This is a genomic window from Periweissella cryptocerci (assembly GCF_004358325.1).
GTDB classification, from domain to species: domain Bacteria; phylum Bacillota; class Bacilli; order Lactobacillales; family Lactobacillaceae; genus Periweissella; species Periweissella cryptocerci.
In genome coordinates, this window is sequence record NZ_CP037940.1 from 795,868 (window position 1) to 816,036 (window position 20,169).

At 40.9% G+C, this 20,169-nt stretch carries 19 protein-coding genes and 1 tRNA gene; 4 read left to right on the forward strand and 16 right to left on the reverse strand.

Annotated features, from left to right (window positions below):
* Window positions 1-89 precede the first annotated feature (89 nt).
* Window positions 90-2,192, reverse strand: a complete 2,103-nt coding sequence (locus tag EQG49_RS03685) for a hypothetical protein (RefSeq protein WP_133362701.1) — start codon at window positions 2,190-2,192, stop codon at window positions 90-92.
* A gap of 165 nt (window positions 2,193-2,357) precedes the next feature.
* On the opposite strand from EQG49_RS03685, the gene tsaE reads away from it, so the two are divergent.
* The 3 genes from tsaE (at window position 2,358) to EQG49_RS03700 (ending at window position 3,999) form a co-directional block, all read left to right on the forward strand.
* Window positions 2,358-2,822, forward strand: a complete 465-nt coding sequence (gene tsaE, locus EQG49_RS03690) for a tRNA (adenosine(37)-N6)-threonylcarbamoyltransferase complex ATPase subunit type 1 TsaE (RefSeq protein WP_133362702.1) — start codon at window positions 2,358-2,360, stop codon at window positions 2,820-2,822.
* Entirely contained in the window at window positions 2,819-3,343 is a 525-nt protein-coding gene (locus EQG49_RS03695) for a GNAT family N-acetyltransferase (RefSeq protein ID WP_133362703.1), read from the forward strand. Before tsaE ends, EQG49_RS03695 begins: the two co-directional genes overlap by 4 nt.
* Before the next feature lie 122 nt (window positions 3,344-3,465).
* Window positions 3,466-3,999, forward strand: a complete 534-nt coding sequence (locus EQG49_RS03700) for a 3'-5' exonuclease (RefSeq protein WP_133362704.1) — start codon at window positions 3,466-3,468, stop codon at window positions 3,997-3,999.
* 351 nt (window positions 4,000-4,350) lie between these two features.
* On the opposite strand, the gene EQG49_RS03705 is transcribed toward EQG49_RS03700, so the two are convergent.
* The 15 genes from EQG49_RS03705 to EQG49_RS03770 all read right to left on the reverse strand — a co-directional run bounded on the left by EQG49_RS03705 (window position 4,351) and on the right by EQG49_RS03770 (window position 19,436).
* A complete protein-coding gene (locus tag EQG49_RS03705) occupies window positions 4,351-6,471 on the reverse strand; it encodes a Na+/H+ antiporter (RefSeq protein ID WP_243115747.1) in 2,121 nt (706 codons plus the stop codon).
* 261 nt (window positions 6,472-6,732) lie between these two features.
* Window positions 6,733-7,629, reverse strand: coding sequence for a UDP-N-acetylmuramate dehydrogenase (gene murB, locus EQG49_RS03710; RefSeq protein ID WP_133362705.1), 897 nt, complete (start codon window positions 7,627-7,629; stop codon window positions 6,733-6,735).
* A 14-nt stretch (window positions 7,630-7,643) separates the two neighbouring features.
* Window positions 7,644-8,564: a Gfo/Idh/MocA family protein gene (locus EQG49_RS03715; protein ID WP_133362706.1), complete on the reverse strand. Its 921-nt coding sequence runs from the start codon at window positions 8,562-8,564 to the stop codon at window positions 7,644-7,646.
* Between the two features lie 550 nt (window positions 8,565-9,114).
* Window positions 9,115-9,187 (reverse strand) — tRNA-Val (locus EQG49_RS03720).
* Window positions 9,188-9,224: 37 nt separating this feature from the next.
* On the reverse strand, window positions 9,225-9,665 hold the full coding sequence (locus EQG49_RS03725; protein ID WP_133362707.1) for a hypothetical protein: 441 nt from the start codon (window positions 9,663-9,665) through the stop codon (window positions 9,225-9,227).
* 134 nt (window positions 9,666-9,799) lie between these two features.
* Window positions 9,800-11,035, reverse strand: coding sequence for a nuclease-related domain-containing protein (locus EQG49_RS03730; protein ID WP_133362708.1), 1,236 nt, complete (start codon window positions 11,033-11,035; stop codon window positions 9,800-9,802).
* An 87-nt stretch (window positions 11,036-11,122) separates the two neighbouring features.
* Entirely contained in the window at window positions 11,123-12,835 is a 1,713-nt protein-coding gene (gene ezrA, locus EQG49_RS03735; protein ID WP_133362709.1) for a septation ring formation regulator EzrA, read from the reverse strand.
* A gap of 218 nt (window positions 12,836-13,053) precedes the next feature.
* The gene (locus tag EQG49_RS03740) at window positions 13,054-13,422 is read right to left on the reverse strand and encodes an aggregation-promoting factor C-terminal-like domain-containing protein (protein ID WP_133362710.1); all 369 of its coding nucleotides are present in this window, start codon (window positions 13,420-13,422) and stop codon (window positions 13,054-13,056) included.
* 795 nt (window positions 13,423-14,217) lie between these two features.
* A complete protein-coding gene (locus tag EQG49_RS13635) occupies window positions 14,218-14,373 on the reverse strand; it encodes a hypothetical protein (RefSeq protein WP_165964759.1) in 156 nt (51 codons plus the stop codon).
* Window positions 14,363-15,805 (reverse strand): NADH dehydrogenase [ubiquinone] 1 beta subcomplex subunit 10, encoded by a 1,443-nt coding sequence (locus tag EQG49_RS03745; RefSeq protein WP_133362711.1) that lies wholly within the window; start codon window positions 15,803-15,805, stop codon window positions 14,363-14,365. Before EQG49_RS03745 ends, EQG49_RS13635 begins: the two co-directional genes overlap by 11 nt.
* A 33-nt stretch (window positions 15,806-15,838) precedes the next feature.
* Entirely contained in the window at window positions 15,839-16,132 is a 294-nt protein-coding gene (locus EQG49_RS03750; RefSeq protein WP_133362712.1) for a hypothetical protein, read from the reverse strand.
* Window positions 16,133-16,151: 19 nt separating this feature from the next.
* The gene (locus EQG49_RS03755; RefSeq protein ID WP_133362713.1) at window positions 16,152-17,321 is read right to left on the reverse strand and encodes a hypothetical protein; all 1,170 of its coding nucleotides are present in this window, start codon (window positions 17,319-17,321) and stop codon (window positions 16,152-16,154) included.
* Between the two features lie 220 nt (window positions 17,322-17,541).
* On the reverse strand, window positions 17,542-17,730 hold the full coding sequence (locus EQG49_RS03760; protein ID WP_133362714.1) for a transposase zinc-binding domain-containing protein: 189 nt from the start codon (window positions 17,728-17,730) through the stop codon (window positions 17,542-17,544).
* A gap of 159 nt (window positions 17,731-17,889) precedes the next feature.
* The gene (gene rpsD, locus EQG49_RS03765) at window positions 17,890-18,501 is read right to left on the reverse strand and encodes a 30S ribosomal protein S4 (RefSeq protein ID WP_133362715.1); all 612 of its coding nucleotides are present in this window, start codon (window positions 18,499-18,501) and stop codon (window positions 17,890-17,892) included.
* A gap of 365 nt (window positions 18,502-18,866) precedes the next feature.
* Window positions 18,867-19,436 (reverse strand): NUDIX hydrolase, encoded by a 570-nt coding sequence (locus EQG49_RS03770; protein ID WP_133362716.1) that lies wholly within the window; start codon window positions 19,434-19,436, stop codon window positions 18,867-18,869.
* A 262-nt stretch (window positions 19,437-19,698) separates the two neighbouring features.
* Here EQG49_RS03770 and EQG49_RS03775 point away from each other — a divergent pair, with 262 nt between their 5' ends.
* Window positions 19,699-20,166 carry a YueI family protein gene (locus EQG49_RS03775; protein WP_165964760.1) on the forward strand — a complete coding sequence of 156 codons (468 nt, stop codon included), beginning with the start codon at window positions 19,699-19,701 and terminating at the stop codon, window positions 20,164-20,166.
* The last annotated feature ends 3 nt before the right edge of the window (window positions 20,167-20,169 follow it).

Consider the following 20,169-nt stretch of genomic DNA (forward strand, 5'->3'; position numbering starts at 1 on the left):
TTGTACCACTATTATATCACCCTAATTGTTAGTATAGTAAAAAGAGCGAGATAGTTTAACCGCTAAACTATCTCGCTCCGAAAAATTATTTAATTAAAAGATGCTTGTAAGATTTCAACGCCTTTGTTCATTAGGAAGTGCCCTTGCCCTTTGGCGAAGAATCCACCTTCCCATTCACGTCCATACGTCCCGCTCCCAGACTTGAACGTCCAGTAAGACAAGTCCTTCTTAGCTAAGCCACCAACTTTACCCAGTGGCATGCTCATCAACGCGTCATCAGATTCAATGTACATTTTTTGGTTTTGCAAATCAAGCATCAAACCTTGCTTGCAAGTACCAATACTATTCTTAATTACTTGTGCCAAACTCAATTGAACAACATTGTCATCCAAGATTTGTCCGCGATAAATCTTAATTGAGGAATCAGAATAACTGTATGAATAGAAGTTACCGCTGTTATCGAATGCCAAATTGTGCAATGGCGGAATGACCGTGCCACTACTATTCTTCGTTGTATAGTTAATCGTGTAGTCAGCCTTCAATGATGTCATATTGATTCGTTGGAGGACTGATTTGGTTTCGGTATATGATTTATCCTTGTTCTGCTTATCAAGATACATCCATAAATGGCCGTCCTTGGGATTATAAGCCAGCGCTTGACCGTGACCAATCGTAATCAACGGACCAACTTTCACCCACTGGTTGTAGCTTGCGCGGTCAGCATCAGAAACGGCATACTTTCCGTTCTTATCATTGCCGTAACGCGCAATATAGTATAAGTTATAAGCAATTTGACGTAACTTCGCAAAGTTAGCCGTCGTATCTAAGCCAGCGGCCTTCATTGCTGAATAATCGTACCGCATAATCCGGCCTTGGTTGTTACCAGCGTCATAACTCACCATTGCGTAAAGGTAACGGCTTTGATCATAGGCTAATGATTGGACATTATCAAAACCGTTATAATTGCCGACACCATTACCAGTTGATCCGGTGCTGTATTTATCATTTTCGGCACTCGCAATTGGTAAGAAAAATTCTGTCGTTAACGTCATGCGGCTCGCGTTAATATTTTTCTTTGAAGTATACACATTCGCTACCGACTCAGTGTGCGCGTTGTCACCATAATTAGCTGATGTTGCATAATCTTTAAAGTTGTTGGGTGCCTTCACAAAAGCGGGCGCATTGCTGTTATTCACAGTTGGAACTTTACTCAAGGCGTAATTAGCGAGCGGGTTCGTCGTCATTGTCGTCGTGGTAGCGGACTTAGTGTATTGTGCTTGAAGCGCACTGGTCGGCACATATCCGACTAAACTCGTCCCATCTTGCTTAACTTCATAATACGTTGCGTTTTTCTTGTTAGTTTGGTTGACCGTCACTTGTTTACGAATTGTAAAACGTTGCTTGGCACCACGCGTGGCTTTCCCAGCTTTTTTCATCGTAAATGACTTCTTAATTGAGCCACTAAACTTATTAACCGTCGCATTGCTTACTAATAAAGTTTTCCGGTTACTGATGTTTTTGGTTTTGGTCACCTTGTTGACGGCTTTAGTCATCTGGTTAATCGCAACGTAACGATTGCCACTCAACTTGTAATATTGTTGCTTCTGCCCGTTACTTTTACGGACAGTTATCAGTTGCTTGACCGTCCAAACGGTATGTTGATAGCTTTTTAAATTACCAGATTTCTTAAATTTAAAAGTCTTTTTTACGTTCTTACCGCTAAATTTATATAATTGGCCTTTTTTAACCTTGGTGATTAATTTACGTGAACTAATTTTTTTCGTTTTAGTAACTTGATTCTTGCCAGTTGTGCGGACAGCTTTTTTCTTGGCGGCGACTTTCTTCAAATCAGTCGTTTTCACATAACCATTTTTCTTGCCAAACTTCGCTGCGTAATACGTAACGTTTTTCTTGCCTTGTCGTACCACGACTTGTTTCTTTACCATGATTGTTTGCTTGCTATATTTTTTCAAACTTTGCAAATTTTTAATGGTGACCCGCCGACCTTTTTTAGTCGTACTAAGTTTAACTTGCTTAACTTTAGTATTTTTAATGCGGTACTTGGTGGCTTTCTTGTTTGTCGTTTTGACAATGGTTCCCCGGGTGCTGGCGCTAATCGTACCAGTAGTAGGAACGCTGCCGACAATTAATGCCGCTGCTAAAATTGCAATCGTACAAGTTTTTTTATTCATCGTGCACTCCTTGAAAATTTATGTATACTGTTTAACCAGTATTTTTACTAATAATTTCATAATAGCACTCTCAAGTAACAATAACATTGCAGGTGCTTTAAACTAAATTACGTGAGAAGTCATTCCGACTACAAACTACGACCGTTTTTGATATATAATAGGCGTATGAAAAAATTTGAAGTCAACACAGCTGAAGCTACACAAGCAATTGGCGAACGCCTCGGTGCGCTCGTCACAGCCGGCGATGTCATCTTACTAGATGGCGATTTGGGTGCCGGCAAAACAACCTTCACTAAAGGCCTCGCCCTTGGTTTAGGTATCAAACGTAATATTAAAAGCCCCACCTTCACGATTATCCGTGAATATCAAACTGGTCGCCTGCCGCTTTACCATATGGACGTTTATCGTCTCGAAGATGGTAGTGGTGATGAATTAGGTTTAGAAGAATATTTTAATGGTGATGGTGTTAGCGTGGTCGAATGGTCACAATTTGTTGCTGATGAATTGCCAGCAAACTACATGAAGCTATCATTTAAACGCGATGATGCCGACCTCGATTCAACTAAGCGGACCATTACGATTACCGCCGTGGGCGACCACTTTAACCAAGTTTTGGAGCAATTATCATGACAGCAGAAGTCAACATTCGCCCAGCCGTGGGCACCGATGCGTCTGGGTTATTAGCATTACTGGCAACTTTAGCAACCGAATCCGATACTTTTACGGTTTCCGAAGCATCACGCCATGTCACAGCTGAACAAGAAGCCCAACAAATTGACGCACTCCACCAAACGACAGCTAACATTATTTTTGTCGCTGAATTTGCTGGCCAACTAGTCGGCTTAGCCACGGCCACTGAACTCCATGACCAGCATGGTACGAGTGAAGTTGGGGTGGCGGTGCTTGGTGCATTCCAAGGAAATGGGATTGCCCAAGCGTTGGTCGATGAAATCATTTATTGGGCTGAAACTTTTAGTACCCTCGATAAACTCTTCTTGTCCGTCCAAGAACGGAATCCAGCAGCAATTCACATCTATGAAAAGCTCGGTTTCACGCCTATTCCAGATTCAACAAAAAGCGTGGCGGATATGGATGGCGAAGTAATTCCCGCCTTTGACATGCAATACACATTGGCGCCGTTGGTTGGCTAATAATTGGGGCGTAGTTTACGGGAGTATTGATAATCACCTAAAACGCTAACTACCATACATGGCAAGCAACCGACTACACCCCACAAGACTACCAAAACTCAACATTTGAAAGGATACCTCATATGAATTTCGTTGCAATGGATTTTGAAACTGCCGGCCCTGAACGTCATAGTGCCGTTTCGCTCGCCCTCGTCGTCGTGCGCAATAACCAAGTTGTCGATGAATTTTACTCACTAATTAAGCCCGAAACCCCATTTCATTGGCGCAACATTCAAATTCATGGCATTCATGAAAAAGACGTCGCCGACGCTCCCAAGTTTCCTGAAGTCTGGCAAACAATCCAACAATTCTATACACCGGATAAACTAGTTATCGCGCATAATGCGCCCTTTGACAATGGTGTGTTGAAGAGCACGTTGGAATACTATGGCATTCCAGCACCACATTATTTATCATTAGACACGGCGCGGACAAGTCGGAAACTATTTCCAGAGTTTCCCAATCACAAGTTAAACACTGTTGCCGCACAGTTGGGCATTAATCTTGAACATCACCACAATGCGTTAGACGATAGTTTAGCAGCGGCCAATATTCTAATTTACGAGGATGAACATTTCGGCCCCGACCAATTAAAAAAACTGGTCAAAGTTATCTGAACTAAAAAAGAAAGTGGGACAAAAGGCGGTTTGCAGCCTTTTGTCCCACTTTCTTTTTTGCTCTTGTACGAATTTTTTATTCTAGCGTAGGATTCTCATTTCTGTACTTTGGTTTAAGGATATTCATGTACCCACGGAATATACCTTAAGCACTCGTTTTTGCACATCACAAAATCAGCGATAACTGATTTGATTGAATCTACACCTTACGATTGTTTTTTCTAGTTAGCGAATTATTACTAACTAACGCAGTGGCCAATTTTATTCAATTCCACGTTAAAAAGCTCGATTTCTTCTTACAGAAATCGAGCTTTTTGCTGTTATCCGAATTTTTGGTTCTATTTACTCTAATTACTCTTCCGTTGGATCAACCAAAGTTGCATTTTCGGCATAATTAATATATTGCCGTAATGAAATCGCCGTTTGACGAGAGATCCGATGTTGTTCGTACAACTGTTGTACCCCTTCACGCTGCGTCGATAAAGCCGCTACTTCAAGCTCGGCACGTTGATGGTCATATTGCGTTTGATTATCTAATTTACTATCTTTAACTTTTTCAATTCGATTTCGATATTGAATAATCAAATTATAAACGGCGTGATAATCATAAACTTTATCGCTATCTTTCTTATCGAGATACGCCGATAAACCTTTAATGGCAGCCTTCGCCGTTTCATGGCGAACCAAATCGTATTGTGCTTGGAGCGCCGTCGTATGATCGTCACTAAGCCAAATTCTAGCATTCCGGAAGAAGCGACGAATCGCCAATTCAATCCATTTGCTTGAAAATGTTGGATGTTGGTGAATATAATTTTCAAGATCAGCCTCAGCCCGATCAATCCGACGCGTTTCAGAGTGATAGACAAGCATTGAGATTTCCTCATCCGCCAGCAACTTCATCAACCGATTCCGTTCGATTTCCAAACCAATCGTCCGCAACTCAACTTCATCCCGAATAATGGGCGTTAGTGCTGTGTTTGACTGATATTTTAGCTGAATACGGCGAATCAAGAATTGATACTCCAAGATTAAATCATAGGCTGCTGATTGATTAGTCTCGCGCCGCAAGTTTTCCAACGTTCGGACGGCTAATTGTAAAATAAAAATCCGGGCCCGCGCTTCGGTCATGAATTGCGGTGCTGGTGCTAATCCTTCAGCAAATAATTTTTTCAAATTAGCGATATCGGGGTTAACCACTTTATCGGCTCGAGTCATGATTGGCAATGCAATCGCGGCCACCACTAAACTAATTAAAATCGTCATCGCGGCAATGGACAACATTAAATCGTGCGTTGGAAAGCGCGTCCCATCATCCATGAACGCTGGTACTGAAAGCACCCCCGCCATCGTAATAGCTCCACGAACCCCAGTTAATCCTGATAAAATTGCGACCCGCCACGTTGGCTTTTCGCTATTTTCGTCCTTAGTAAATATCCGGTGTGTTACTTGACTTAAGTAGGCCCAGAGCACCCGAATGATAAAGATTACCAACCACACGGCTGCCGCATAACCAACTGCTGACAAAATATTAACTTCGGAACTACCGTGACCAATATGTGTTGCTACCGGGAGTTCAATCCCTAAAATCACAAACAAAATCCCATTCAAAATGTAGGCAACAATGCTCCAAGTACTAAAACCGACGAGCGTTAGTTCTGGTGAATCTTCCACGTTTTTATCCGTATGGACATTTGCTAAAATCCCAGCAGCCACCACGGCAATTACACCTGAAGCGTGGAGTAATTCTTCAGCAACAAAGAAAATAATAAATGGGCTTAGTAACTGTAACACCACGTGGAAGACGACATCATCAATCCCTTTACGCCGTAATAAATCACGTACCCAATTGATGGCCATCATCATGACTAATCCGATGACGACCCCAAAAACTGCCATATAGAAGAATGTTCCCGTCGCCGTCATTATGTGGAACGTTCCTGTCAACGTCGCCGCTAACGCAAATTTGAACGCCACCAAACCACTGGCATCATTAATCAGACTTTCACCGGCAACTAAGTGCATAATGTTATCCGGTAAATTCGCTGATTTGGCAATTGCTTGCACCGCCACTGGATCGGTTGGTGATAAAATCGCCGCTAATGCAAATGCGACTGACATCGGCATTGGCGGAATCATCCAGTGAATCATCAAACCACCAACAAACGTCGTAATAAATACTAAGAAAATTGCATTCCCAAAAATTGGGCCGCGCAGTTCCCATAATTCACGTTTCGGAAACCGATAGGCATCATTAAACAATAACGGTGCAATAAATAATAGTAAGAACCAATCAGTATCGAGGTGAATCGTCGTATGCATAAACAGGGCTGCGATAAACCCTAATACAATTTGGATAATACTGACCGGCAGTTTCGGAATAAAATGCGAAATTACATTTCCGAGAATCACTAATGTAATTAATAAAATAATTAACTCAAGTATTGGCAAGTCTTCATCTCCTTTAATTTTCATTAACTGTAAATAATAAATGCCATTCCGTTGCATTTATCCTATCAACATAACGAAATGGCTATCAAATAACATGTAGAATGGCCTTAGTAATTCAGCTTGCTATTTTACGCGTATATACTATAAGTGTAATGGAGCCGTCACCAAAAAACAAATTTAATTACTGGCGCTTTAACTAAAACTGGCCACTAAATTTACAAATCACAAAAATCCGCCGACTACCTTGTTCAAGTAGCAAGCGGATTTTCCACAAACTTAAGCTAATTAATCTTCGCCCATAATGCGTACTTCTGGTTCTAACAAGACGTGATCTTTTTGCGCAACAACTTCCTGCACGTGTTTGATGACGTCTAAGAAATCTTGGGCCGTGGCGTGATCAATGTTGACCACGAAACCAGCATGCTTCCGTGAAACTTCAGCACCACCAGCGCGAAAACCTTGTAAACCAGCGTCCATAATCAACTTACCAGCAAAGTGCCCTTCTGGTCGTTTAAATGTCGAGCCAGCAGAAGGCAATTCGAGTGGCTGTTTAGCAGCACGGCGGGCATTAAAGTCATCCATTTGTTCCCGGATAACGACTTTATCGCCGACTTGCAATTGGAATGTCGCCGCGAGAATAACATCATGCGTGTGTTGCATAATGCTGTCACGGTACGCCAATTGTGCTTCAGCTAATGTGTAGGTCTTGAATTCCCCATCGCGCGATAACACGTCGACAGTTGCTAACACGTCACTTGTTTCACCACCATAGGCACCAGCATTCATGTATACTGCCCCACCGATTGAGCCCGGAATCCCCGCGGCCCATTCGAGACCCGTCAAGCCATGCACGAAGGCAAATTCCGCCGTATCAATCGTTAAACTACCGGCCAAAGCAGTCACTGTTTCACCGTCCACACTAAGTCCGGTCAATTCGGTCATCATCACGACGATGCCACGTAAGCCACCATCTTTAATCAGCAAGTTTGATGAATTACCTAAAACAGTTAGTGCCAGCCCATTTTCGCGCGCAAAATCAACGATTTGTTTTGTTTCTTCTATTGAATGAGGAAAGACCAACCAGTCAGCAGGTCCCCCAATTTTTGTGTGTGTATAATTTTTTAAAGGTTCATCTTTTAATACTTTAATTGCCGGAAAGGCTTGGATTAAATCAATTGCCATTTTTATTGGCCTTCCTATTCTTTATTTTGGATATCGGTAATAAATTGGTCAGCTAACCGGTGCGTCGCAATCGCAGATGTAGGGTCCACTGGATTTTTACCATGCTCGGTTACCGCTACTAAAAATGCTTTAACCATTGGTGCAAATCCCCGCACTTCCAAAGTTGGTGTCCAATCTGGAAAATGTTCAACTTGCACACTAGTTCCTGCTTGCCACGTTGAACTCGTCAAATTATTAATATCGACTAGGCCAGCATCGTAATTAAAGCGCACATGCTCATCATTATATCCAGTCACCATGTTCATCGTAACAAACGCCGAGCCTTGTGGTAAAGCTAACGTCGCCGTCGCCCGCAATAAATTACCATCAGCATCGACTTGCACATTGCCATACGCGTACGCTGCCGTTGGCGCTAAAAATAATGCGGTATCAAACATGTGGAGCATCAAATCATACACGACAAATTTCCATGGTTGATAAGTGCCGATGCGATTTTTTTCAACAATTAGTTGATTGGGCACGCCAAGTTCGTGTAAGTTTGCATTCATCGGTGCAAACCGTCGATTGAATCCAACCGTTAACATCAAGTGGCGTTCCTCTGCTAAGGCGTATAATGCTTCAACTTCAGCTAAATTTTCTGAAAGTGGTTTATCAACGAACACATTAATATCATGCAATAACAAGGTTCGCACAATCATCGCGTGACTAGCCGTAGCGGTATGCACCATGACTGCAACCGGCTGTTGCGCAATCAATGCCGCCAAATCCGGTACTGTCGCCTTAAAATTATACTTAGCTTGTAAGGCGGTCAACTTATTGTGATCGCGGGTTGTTAGCACAAAATAATATTGGTCTTGCAGCGTCGCATAGACTGGTAAATACGCTTTTTGGGCGATTCCGCCTAAGCCCACGACCCCAATTGTTTGCTTTTCCATCACATCCACCTACTTTCATAAATCATCTGCCTACATTTTACCAGATTTTCCGGTAGTGCATGCGTCGAAGTGCTAAATAGTAGCTGCCAAAGCTAATTTTCGGTTCTACTTCGTCTGACGTGGAATTGAATAAACTTGACCACTACGAGGCTGGAACCAGTCTGGACACCGTGATGGAAGACAAGCATTTGAAGCCACAGTGCGGTCTTCAAATGTTTGCGAAGCTTGGTTCGCTAACGCGGTAACCATCTTCACAAATCCATAATCAGTAACGAAACCCGTTACTGATTATGCCATCACGGTGCGAGCTAAAGTCCAGCCTGTTTCCAGCCTCTTCGTTAGTTTGCGTAGGCATTCAGACTAGTAATATGCCGTAATCCTTGTCGCTGCAAGTTTAGCGGTAATTAATAATTCCACGCAGTGACATCATAAATCTCATCACTTTTTATAAATTCCACGTCAGACGAAATAGAGCCGATAAATGGCCACTATTTTCAACTCACTACTGCACAAAAAAAGCCCGACATCTCTGCCAGACCTTTTGATATGATGGAAGATACAGGGCTCGAACCTGTGACCCTCTGCTTGTAAGGCAGACGCTCTCCCAACTGAGCTAATCTTCCATATCACTATGCTATTAATTATAGCACAGTGAATTTATTATTCAATACCAAATTTAATTTTTTGTGTGTCTGTTAACCGCCATTGTAAATAATGGTCCGTCAACTCAAGGGCTTTCACCAAATTTTCTTTGGTGTATTCTGGTTCCAACTCTTTACGTAAATCAGATTCCAACAACCCTTGTACGTCTTCCCACAAAGGCCCAACACCAATCATGATGTTCAACATACCTTTTTCAGTGTGTTGCTTCGTCTTAAATGAAACTTGGACTCGGGCAGCAAAACTACGATATGCGATAAAATCAGCTGATAAGGTACCTGATTCCCATGAAAATGCTGGAAATACGACAACTGAACTACCAAAACGATCTTCAATTGCTTCCGTCACTATTTGTTGTACTTCAACTAAATATAAATCACGTAATTCATCGTTATTACCAACAACTTCTTGCGCTTCTTTTGCCTGTTTCTTCCCGAACATAATCCTATCTCACTTTCCAAACATTTACGTCAATAGCTAATATACTACTAACCCTGCGAAATTTATAGCGAAAAGTTTACAAATCGTAAAATAACTAACATCCGGTAAGATCCGCTCTGTGAAAATGACTCCAATTACCCATAAATATCCGTCAAATGATCAAAGACTTTTTGGGCGATTTCGTAGCGCTCACGTAGTTGGTAGGCATCTTCCAAGAAATTTTCATCTGGTAAGAAGTATTGGAATTCACGATTGGCTTCCAGCGCTTGTTTAAGCACTTCTAGGACGCGGGTGACTTCTGATTCGCTGAGGACCGCTTGCCGGCTCTCACGCACGTTTCTAACCAAGGTATCGTATAAGAAACCGGTCCGGATGACTTGTTCTGATGATTGATTGTTAATTGTCACATTTTCATTTGGAATCACGAAAACTGGCGCCGCTAATAATTTCACGCGCTCAATATCTTGCAGGGCGTCACTATCAAAAAGGACCCCTTCAACTGCGGAAATGTGCAAATCATTTTGGCCGGTCACATTTTCTTGGGTCGAACCAATCCGACTCCACTGGCCATCCCGCGAAATCGTAATTCGTTGTTCCTGCCCTTTACCGGCACCGTAATTTTTGACTTCAATGACGTGAATTCCAAACATCGAAACGACAATAAAATCGATTTCTGTGGCCCCAACAACATTCCCGTCCGTATCAAATTCCGGTAATGTCGGATTTTGGACATACTGGAGGTGGTGCTGGTCGAGTTTACTTTGAACGGTCTGCTCACCTTTGACCCCAAAATAACGCCCGCGCTGTTCATAATTCATTTTACGGATGACTTTTTGTAACTCGGTTAAAGGCTCGATTTGTTTTTGCTTAGGAAGGACATTACGTTTGATTAGGAGTTCTTTTAATTGTGGGTGTTCATCAAAGTAAGTATCAAGTTCGAGCACATTAGAAATCCATTCGTTGATTGTTGAGAGCATTGTGGCTGGTAACGCATCGTTGTCTTCACCAAATTGTTGCTGGATAGTGTTCAAAGATTCATAAGCTGCTGACATGTTAGTGCTTTGGGCAGTCACACCTGGGATTGGGAGTAATTTTCGTGATGACTTATAGTTATATTTTTGGAATAGTTGTTTTATATTTGCAGCCATACGTGTTTCATCACGTTGGACTGGGTTGGCATGTATGCGCCCTGCCTCATCAAGCTCAGTTTCAAATTCAACGTTATCACCAACTTTTACTGGCTCATATTTGGCCCATGCTAACAGGAAAAAAATTGATTGATCATTTTCGGCTTGAATGAAGCCATAGCCACCAGTATGTCGCCGATGGTCGTACGGTTTGATTTCGCGGACTTTTCCATGAAATTCCATATTTGTGCTCCCTTTTGAGTTAATGAACTAAGTATATCGCACGACAACAAAAAAGCCCAACCACAACTTGTGTGATTAGACCTTAAACTACATTTGCGCTTTAATTTTTTCGTAGGCCCCTGCTTCTGCACTATCCACGGCGGCACCGAGAATTTGTTGGGCTTTATCATAATCAAACGTGTGTTGATATTCATCCATCGCTTGGTCATATGCGGTCGCGACTTTGTCATTTTGGAGTCGGTAGCGGTTCGCATATTGCATTAATTGTTCAGTCAAATTAGCATTCAACTTCAAACTTGCCGTTGCTTCATGCAAGGAATCCAAATCACTCTTAATCACGTTCAATTGATTAGCGACATCAGTCATATTGATCCGAATGGCTTGCATGTCGTTATATAATTTATCAATTTCACGGGTCACGTTTTGATATTGTTTTTTATAGTTAACTGGTAACCCAGGCAAGTTCCAGTGTTCAACTTCGCGCTTGATGTCACGCAAATCAAAGGCAGCTTCTTCAAGGGTGCTTTGTGCTGACTTTTCAGCTTCCGTCAAACCTTGCACACTATCCCAAATGGCAGCGTGATCGTTTTCGATTGCGGTTAATTGGGCTTGCGCAGCCGCAAATTTTTCAGCAACTTCTGAATAGACCGCTGCATTCATTTGCATGTCCAAACGTTCTTTACGGAAAGTATCGCCGACTTTCTTGATTTGTTCGCTTAACTCTCGGGTTGCATCAATTTCACCCTTGGTCATAATGTAACGTTGGCCTAAGCGATCAAGTTCCATCAATAGTGAGTGATTTTGGTGCTTAGCGTGTTCAATAAAGCGATCAAGTTGGGCTTCACTTTGTTTAGCTGTTTTCTTAGCATCAAGTTCCAATTGCATTGCATCGTACACGTCGTCAATTCGTGCTGATAATTTAGTAGTTAAATCAGCTGCCTCATCAACATGCAAATCATTCAAGAGCAGTGCTGTGGATTGACGAGTGTTTTCAAGTTCAGCAATCTGAGCTGCCATCGCATCACCATCGGGGAAAACATAGCCCTCTGCCAACAGCTTTTGGTATGCGTCTTGCAGTTCGGTAATCTGATCAACGAAATCACCTGATAATTCTTTTTCAATTGCTGGAATAGCATCAATCATGTTTTCCAGCTTTTCAGTTTCTGAATGTAGTTGAGCATAAATATCTGATGCCGCAGTATGGTCTCCTTGCGCCGTCAATCGACTAAATTCATCAAAATCATCTTCTAATGAACCTAGAATTTCTTCTAACTTATCAATTGAATCCCCGTACTCAAAATTCCGCGTCAATAACGTTTTACGTAAAGCTTGATATTCACTTTCCAATTGCGTCACCGCTGCCCGGTGAGCTTCATCAATTTTGTGTAAATCTTCTAAGCCTTTTTGCACGTCAACAATTCGTTGGGCGGTAACATCGAGTTGCGTCGATAACTCCTTCAAAGCTTGGCGGGTTTTAACGACATTCCAACCTTTGGCATCGAAAAATACTTCATCGGCTTTTTCGTCAAACGCGAGAAAATCTTGGGTTTCCACTTCATTGTAGGCCGTTTGTAATTGTTCAAACTGCTTCAAAGATTTACCAGTCAGACTCATCTTCTGGCCTTCAAGCAAACTAGTATCCGTATCTAAGTCTAACAGCTGCTGCTTTTTAGTTTGCAGTGCTTCGACTCTTCTTATTGTTAATCGCTGGGTGATAAAAATAGCAACATAAACAACAATCGCCAAAATAACAAGCCCAATCAAAACATGTACCGATGTGGTCATAAACAATTCCTTCATTTAACTAAAATTTTTATTATTGTTCTACAATTCCAGTCGAAACTGGCAATATCTCAATACTAAGTATATCACATGATGTGCCTAGGATTAATGGTGATATTATGAATATATTACGGGTACTAAAAAAGGAAGCAACCTACTTAAAGATGTGCTTCCAATCGAATACATATATAAATGAAAAACTACGTGTTGTTTAGCTTACTACTACTTAATGTAGTTTAGTACCAACCTGTCCGCAAAGCATGGTTCCAAGCTTGGTGTGGTGTACCATAACGGGCTTGAATGTAACGCAAACCTTGCTTCGCTTGACCAGTTGCCGTGCGTGAACGCACATTAGTCGTTTGGAACAAACCAACATAACGACCGTTGCGTGCATTCACGTTCCAACCTGATTCGCGTGAGATGATTTTGTTCAAGTACTTAGCTTGCGTGCTACCCCAACCATATTGTTGCTTGGCGACTTTATAAACGGCCGCTTTGTTTGAACTTACTGACGCATCTGCATGCACTTCAGTTTGAGTCATTACGGTAGTAGTCACAACGAAAGCTAACACGAACATCATTACAATCTTTATTAAGTTTTTCATACGTTTATTTTCCATGGACGTAATAGTACCCTGAAAACATAACGAATATATTAGTGAACTGTGCTATTTTCGCGACAAATATTTCAGCAAGGTAACAGAATCTTCATAAACGCCGGTCTGATAGGGTTTTTAAATTCATAATTTCTTCATATTTTTTAGCAATAAAATCAGCTTTTTTAAGACTTTTACGGTTTTATGGTTAAAATAGCATTAAAATGTTTTAATTTTTATGTTTTGACTAATCGTACACATTAGCAATAATTTGCACGATTAATTTGTAAGAAGTGTCGCCGGCAGCTTTTTTTATACTAAAATAACCGCGACATTATCTCAATTTTAGGTGATCCGTTACATATCAAAAATAATGTATTCCTGATATACAACAAATAAGCATAAAATTATGCCAACATTGCCAAGTAATATTTGCAAAATTTGTTCCCCGACCTTCATTTAAGGTACAGCAAAAATAACTTATTTGATACTTTCCTTAATTAAGCTGCATCATTAACTTATTTTCAAGTCATCAAAATAGGTCAATTCCATGGGAATAAAGGGTTTGTACGGAGCAATCATGATGCTTTCTTATGCAAAAAGACTACAATAGATTTATATCCACTGTAGTCATACAAGGTAAATTTAATTACTGCGTTGATTTTCTATGCACGAAATTGCTACATCCTTAACAAATTCTCTCTGGCAAATTATTGTTGGCGTAGTCATAGTCATGATTACTAACCACAATAAGAACGACTGATTAGCATTTGGTTAATTATCCAATTAAGGACAACAGACCAATCAATAGGAAGCATATTGATGTTGTTCTCGCCATTGATATGCCGTATTTTCGTCAATCTCAACATGTAAGTATCTTTTGCGTGTTTTGACGACATTACTAAGCTCTTGTAACTGCGCTTTTACAGTATTGAGAACCCTTATTTTATCAGTTTCCATAACTTGTCACCTTCATCAGCTTTTCAAAGCCTACGACAGAACCTGTAATCCAAGCAAGCCGGAGCGCATCCTCAAGCGAAAGGTTCGATTTATTGGTGAATACTGCTGCTTGCTCGTTAAATACGTCGATCATCTCCAAAACCGCTTTTCTTGAGTTTGCATCGTATGGCGCATCGTTTTTACCGTATTTAACAATGTAGTTAGTTTGGTTTTCCTTCACTTCTTCTAATATTTTTTTGCACTTGTCTGATTTTGAACTATTAAGCCTGTTACCATTTATTTCTTCCACTTTTTTACTATGTTTTCTACGTCCGCTAATTCGGGAACCTACTGAACCTAGTATCGCCGTAACACCGATTACAGTACCTACTCCTGAAAGGAAAAATGCAGCAAGTCCTAAGCTAGCAAAACCAGCATATCCGAGCCACCCACCGTGTTTTTCATCACTTATTTTAATTATACTACGCTCAATTAAATCTTTTATGCTGTTATTTACAACCAGATTGAGTTGCGTATCACACTCCTCTATTTGATTTAAAACACATTGATTATGATACTCATGGGCTGAAATTTCGTATCCAATTTTTTTCAACCCTACTTCAATAACTTCTATAAGCTTATCAAGAATGTCACGCCCATAATTGAAACAAACATTTATATACGCTGACTTATATACTTCGATTGGTCCATACAATTCACCAATTAATGTATTTTCGTCAAACTTCGAATTATGCTTTTCTTGTTTCTTCGCTTTATTGTACATATTCGCGCCAACAACAACAGGTGTAGCATCTGCTACGGCCTTTACAGCGTCAGATACGCCTTTCAGGGCTATTACTGAAGGAGAGATAGCGCTACCTATAACGTCCCCAGTAAATCTCCCTAACAAATGTGAGATTTTTGCAGTCGTTTTTTTAGACTCTTCAACACTTTCATAAATACCAGAAGTGACAGTTCCAATATCTTCGGCAACTCTTGGCGCCACCTTCGTACTTGGTACGATATATCTCTCAAAGTTTTCTATAATATGAACATCTGTCGGAATTTCAGGTTTTGGCCCCTTGAGACGCCCGTTCTTCTTTAATAACGCTACTGGAGAATCTGCTGGAAAAGAAATCGAACATTTGTCATTTACAACAATTTTAATAATAATCGCAACATCAATTAGCGCTTTAATTCTTTCATTTAATTCCATAGTTGTTTCGTCTTCAATTCGAATCACATCTTCTGAAATTAATTTTTGCCAGCTTTCGACCCGAAAGACTCCCTGCTCTAACAGTGATTTAGTTTTACTTTTCTCTTTTTCAAGTGATACATTAATAATATCTTCAATTTCATAATGTAAATATTTTTTTCGGCTTTTCACTATATTGTTAAGCTCTTCTAACTGCGCCTTTGCATCAGTCAGTAGTGCTACTCTATCGTTCGTCATAACATATCGCCTCCGTTTATTTCAACTTCAACCTCAATCATGATAGCGGTAATTGAGGATGTCATTCGTTAATTCTTCCATTGGATTAGGTGCGCAGTCGATTTCTTTTAACTTCATTAATCTTTTATCTTTTGAATTTTCATCAAGCATTGCATCAATAATTCCATCCGTTTTTTCATTAAGTTTTCGATTAGCCGTAATTAGGCTTTCATCAGCACTTTTCCCTTCATTGCGAATCTCATCAAGTTTGCTAGCCACTTCCTTGAACATCTGATTAAAAGGTTCTGCGCCAGCTTTCATACCACGTTTGAACGCTTTACTTTTCATTTCTATCACTCTCCTCAAATCAATTATGATTGTCTAATACTGTACTCGCCCACTGCTCTGATAAATATTCTTCTTTCACTTTCGCGATAAAGCTCGCATTTCGGAAAGTCTCAGCGATAGTTACCAACATCCCCCCCATGTCCAACTTTGAGGCATCTTTAGTAATAGCGACATAAACTGCATTACTGCTAGAAGCAATAAGATTGGATAAGGTGATAACCTTTCTAGTTCGAACTTCGTACAATTTTGTATCAGTTTCTGAAAAATCACCACCTATCAATCTGTGGATCATCGCAATTAATATATTGATTGCAAATGCCATTCCCGCTTGCTTACCAACAGCAACGACATTCGCCATATCAACACCGTAGTTGGATAATTTCTCAGCGAATTCGGGATTCATCACTGTACTTGGCATTGGTAAACTTTGATGAGAATTAATATCCGAATTTAGATGATGCCCTTCTTGATAAAGTGCACATGCCATACGCTTATATTCATCTCTTTTCAACGAAGTAAGTGGATTGATTAGACCTCGTTCAATCATCAATGAGGTCTGTGCATGTGAATTAAGGTAATCTCTCTTAACATTGTGAAACTGCCCATATTCCACGTGGAATGACTGGACAATACCAGAGCTCGAAGTTGTAATCGTTCGTGTCATGATGTTGGCCGTTCCAAAAATCCAACCAAGCAATGGGTCATGGCCTAATGTTCGATAACGATGATACTTACCACCACCAAGATTCACGCCAAACTTTTCTGAACCAATGGTTGTATCAAATGGCACAGAGTTCGCCATGATTTCTTCAGTACTGGAATAATACATTTTTTTTGCTCGCAACGAACGATCATAATTATGTGCTCCTGCAGCCTCTTGGTCTCCAAGTCGCAAACTTTTATCATTTTGCAACGGTGTAAGCACATGCTGTCTAACACACTGTAATGCAACCGCTGTGAATAGAAGTGCGATGTCACACTTAGATAAGCCAGTTACTTTTTCAAACTGTGCATCAATGTCATCAATCAATTTGTCCGCAGTTTTCGAAGTACTAGCTACCCGCGTCACTTCTTCAATCAATTTATTAGTCATATTTTCAAATGCTTGAGCGTGCTGAGTAGCTTCATCAAGCTCATCATTAATTTCACCACTTAGACCTTTTAATCTTCTTAACTCGTCCTTATTCATATTTTCCTTCCTTCTTGCTAGAGCCCATGCTGTAATTTTATCAATAAATTATGAATTTTCTTAAATTTGACACTTATGCAAATACGCCTGACAACTAGGTGGTGAAAGTCCGCTGCAAGTTTAGTAGTAGGAACTGCGAGTGAAGAACAAGGATGTTTGGGGTGCCCCAGAATTTGAAGGACGTCTAGAGCAAAGTCTTGGACCAAGGTACACGAATCGGCTATAAGGCTGTTAAATGGCAAGCCTCACAAACGTACAATCTAAATCCTCTTTGACGGTCACAACAGCGTTTGAATTTTTCAATTTCATCAAATACCACCTGCCTAAGACGGTGACCATTCTCAGCAACAAACTTGTCCCAATTATGATGTTCATCAAAAAAGATATCTTGTTGAATATTTTTCTTCATGCGTCCATTTTAACAAGAAAATTTGAAGAAAATTAAAACAGTTCAATCCCAATGACACCATGGGATTGAACTGTGTCAAAATCTATACTTTCTTAGAAGTCAAAAAAAGCCATCGGAATCTAAATTCCAATGGCTCTTTTAATAGACAAATTATAAAAATTATCCCAACTTGTTGTAGTATTCAACGACAAGGTTTTCTTCGAAGTTAGCATCAAGTTCTTCACGTTCTGGAAGACGAACCAATGAACCCTTCAAAGCTTCGGCGTCGAATTCAACGAATTGTGGACGAGCCACAGTTGATTCAACAGCAGATGCGATGATAGCCAATTTCTTTGACTTGTCACGAACTGAGATTTCTTGACCAGGCTTAACTTCGTATGAAGGAATATCAACACGCTTACCATCAACAAGGATGTGACCGTGGTTTACCAATTGACGTGATTGGGCACGAGTAGTAGCCAAACCAAGACGGTAAACGATGTTATCCAAACGAGTTTCAAGCAAGATAAGGAAGTTAGTACCGTGAGTACCCTTACGAACCTTACCAGCCTTGTTGAACAAGTTAGAGAATTGACGTTCAGTCAAACCGTAAGTGAAACGAATAGTTTGCTTGGCACGCAATTGTGTACCATATTCTGACATCTTTGAACGACGGCCTTGACCGTGGTCACCAGGTGCGTAAGGCTTGTTAGCAAGTTCCTTACCTGAACCTGAAAGAGATACGCCGAGACGACGTGAGATACGGTACTTAGGACCAGTATAACGAGACATATTAAATGTCCTCCTATTTGTATGAATTATTTTTTGTTATTTAATAATTCATGCGAGCTCGATATTCGTGTAGACGATTCTTCGCTTTTCACCTTCACAGCCGCGGTTACTAGGCTTCCTCGTAAAAGGGTGAATCATCTATTGACGAGCTTACCACTCGCTGCTGCCTTATTAAATACAAGAGATATCTTAACATAGCCACAGCAAAAGTCAAGATTTTATCTCAGCAAATGTTATTCCAACGTGAAATATTACTGCCTCACGTATCTTTAACGATTATCATTCATCAAACTAACACCCGCTTTAGACAAGATAGGACGTTGCGCGCCTAATTACGCATTTGCACGTTTCCACTGAACCATGACCTATTTCACAAGTTCGGCTAATTCAGCATAGTGTAGCTCCGCCCAAATTAAGGCCGCAACACCGGGAGCTGATTTGATAATCCCCTCATGCTGCATTTGAATTGCTTCTTTTAAAGGTACTAACTTGGTCGTGACAAATTCGTCTTGATCGAAGTGTTTTTCGACTTCACCTTGATAGTCAGTTAATAAGACGATACTGACTTCTTCGCTCGTGAAACCTTCTGAGGAACTCATCGCAAACAATTCTTTCGCTGTCCCAAATTGTAAACCGCCCTCTTCTTGCGCTTCACGAATCGCGGCCGTGGGACGATCTTCACCAGCATTAACTAAACCAGCCGGAAGCGACCACCGCATATCGTCAACCCCAGCACGGTATTCATAGCCGAGTTGGATTAGGGGCGCACGGTTCTCATCTGGTAGCAATGCGATGAAGGCTACCGCATCCCCGTGCTCAACCACGTCCCGCGTAACCGTCATTCCATCTGGTGTCACCAATTTACGTTGGACCACATCAAAGATCCGTCCGTGATAATAATTTTTAGAACTCAATTCAGTTGCTTTAGTTGCCATTATTTTTTCCTCTTCATTCTTACGTTTATTTATCTTTGACATTCATACAAGATACTAACAAGCTCTAGCGCTCACAGGAAATACTCATTTACCTAGCAAGTGACGCAGTCTGAAACCGCACGCTAGCTTTTCTCGGCGTACGAATGTGCATTTATCATTATTCTAACATGGTCGAAACTGATATACTTACATGATAGTAATATATGCAGGAGCCAATTGGGCAACCCCATATGTTGTAGAACTACAAAGGAGTATTTTACTTATGAGTGATAATAAATCTAGCCTTGATACACACATGGACAAGGGGCTTTATGGTACCCCTCAAATCAATCCCGACGAACAACGTAAATTCCTGGGAACTTTCCGCGAACGTGTTTATGCGACCATGACCGTGGCAGAATTGCGTCAAGACGGCTATCTGGCAGAATGGCAGCAAGAAATGCACGACCATCCCGTGGCAACCTTGTTGTTAAATGGTAATTTGGACGTCGACGCATTTACACCTTATATCAAATTAGCCAAGCAGTTTAACATTCCATTTAGCTTAAAAACTGAAGAACGCTTTGGTACTGAGTCTGATGCCGTCGCGATTGAATTAGTTAACGCGAGTGCCGTTAATATTACTGAACTTGATATCGCAACCCACCGCGAAGCCGCAAAGCCCGTCGCAGTGGCAGCACCCGCAAAAAAGTCATTGTGGCAACGTTTGTTTAATTCTCACAAGCAATAGCAC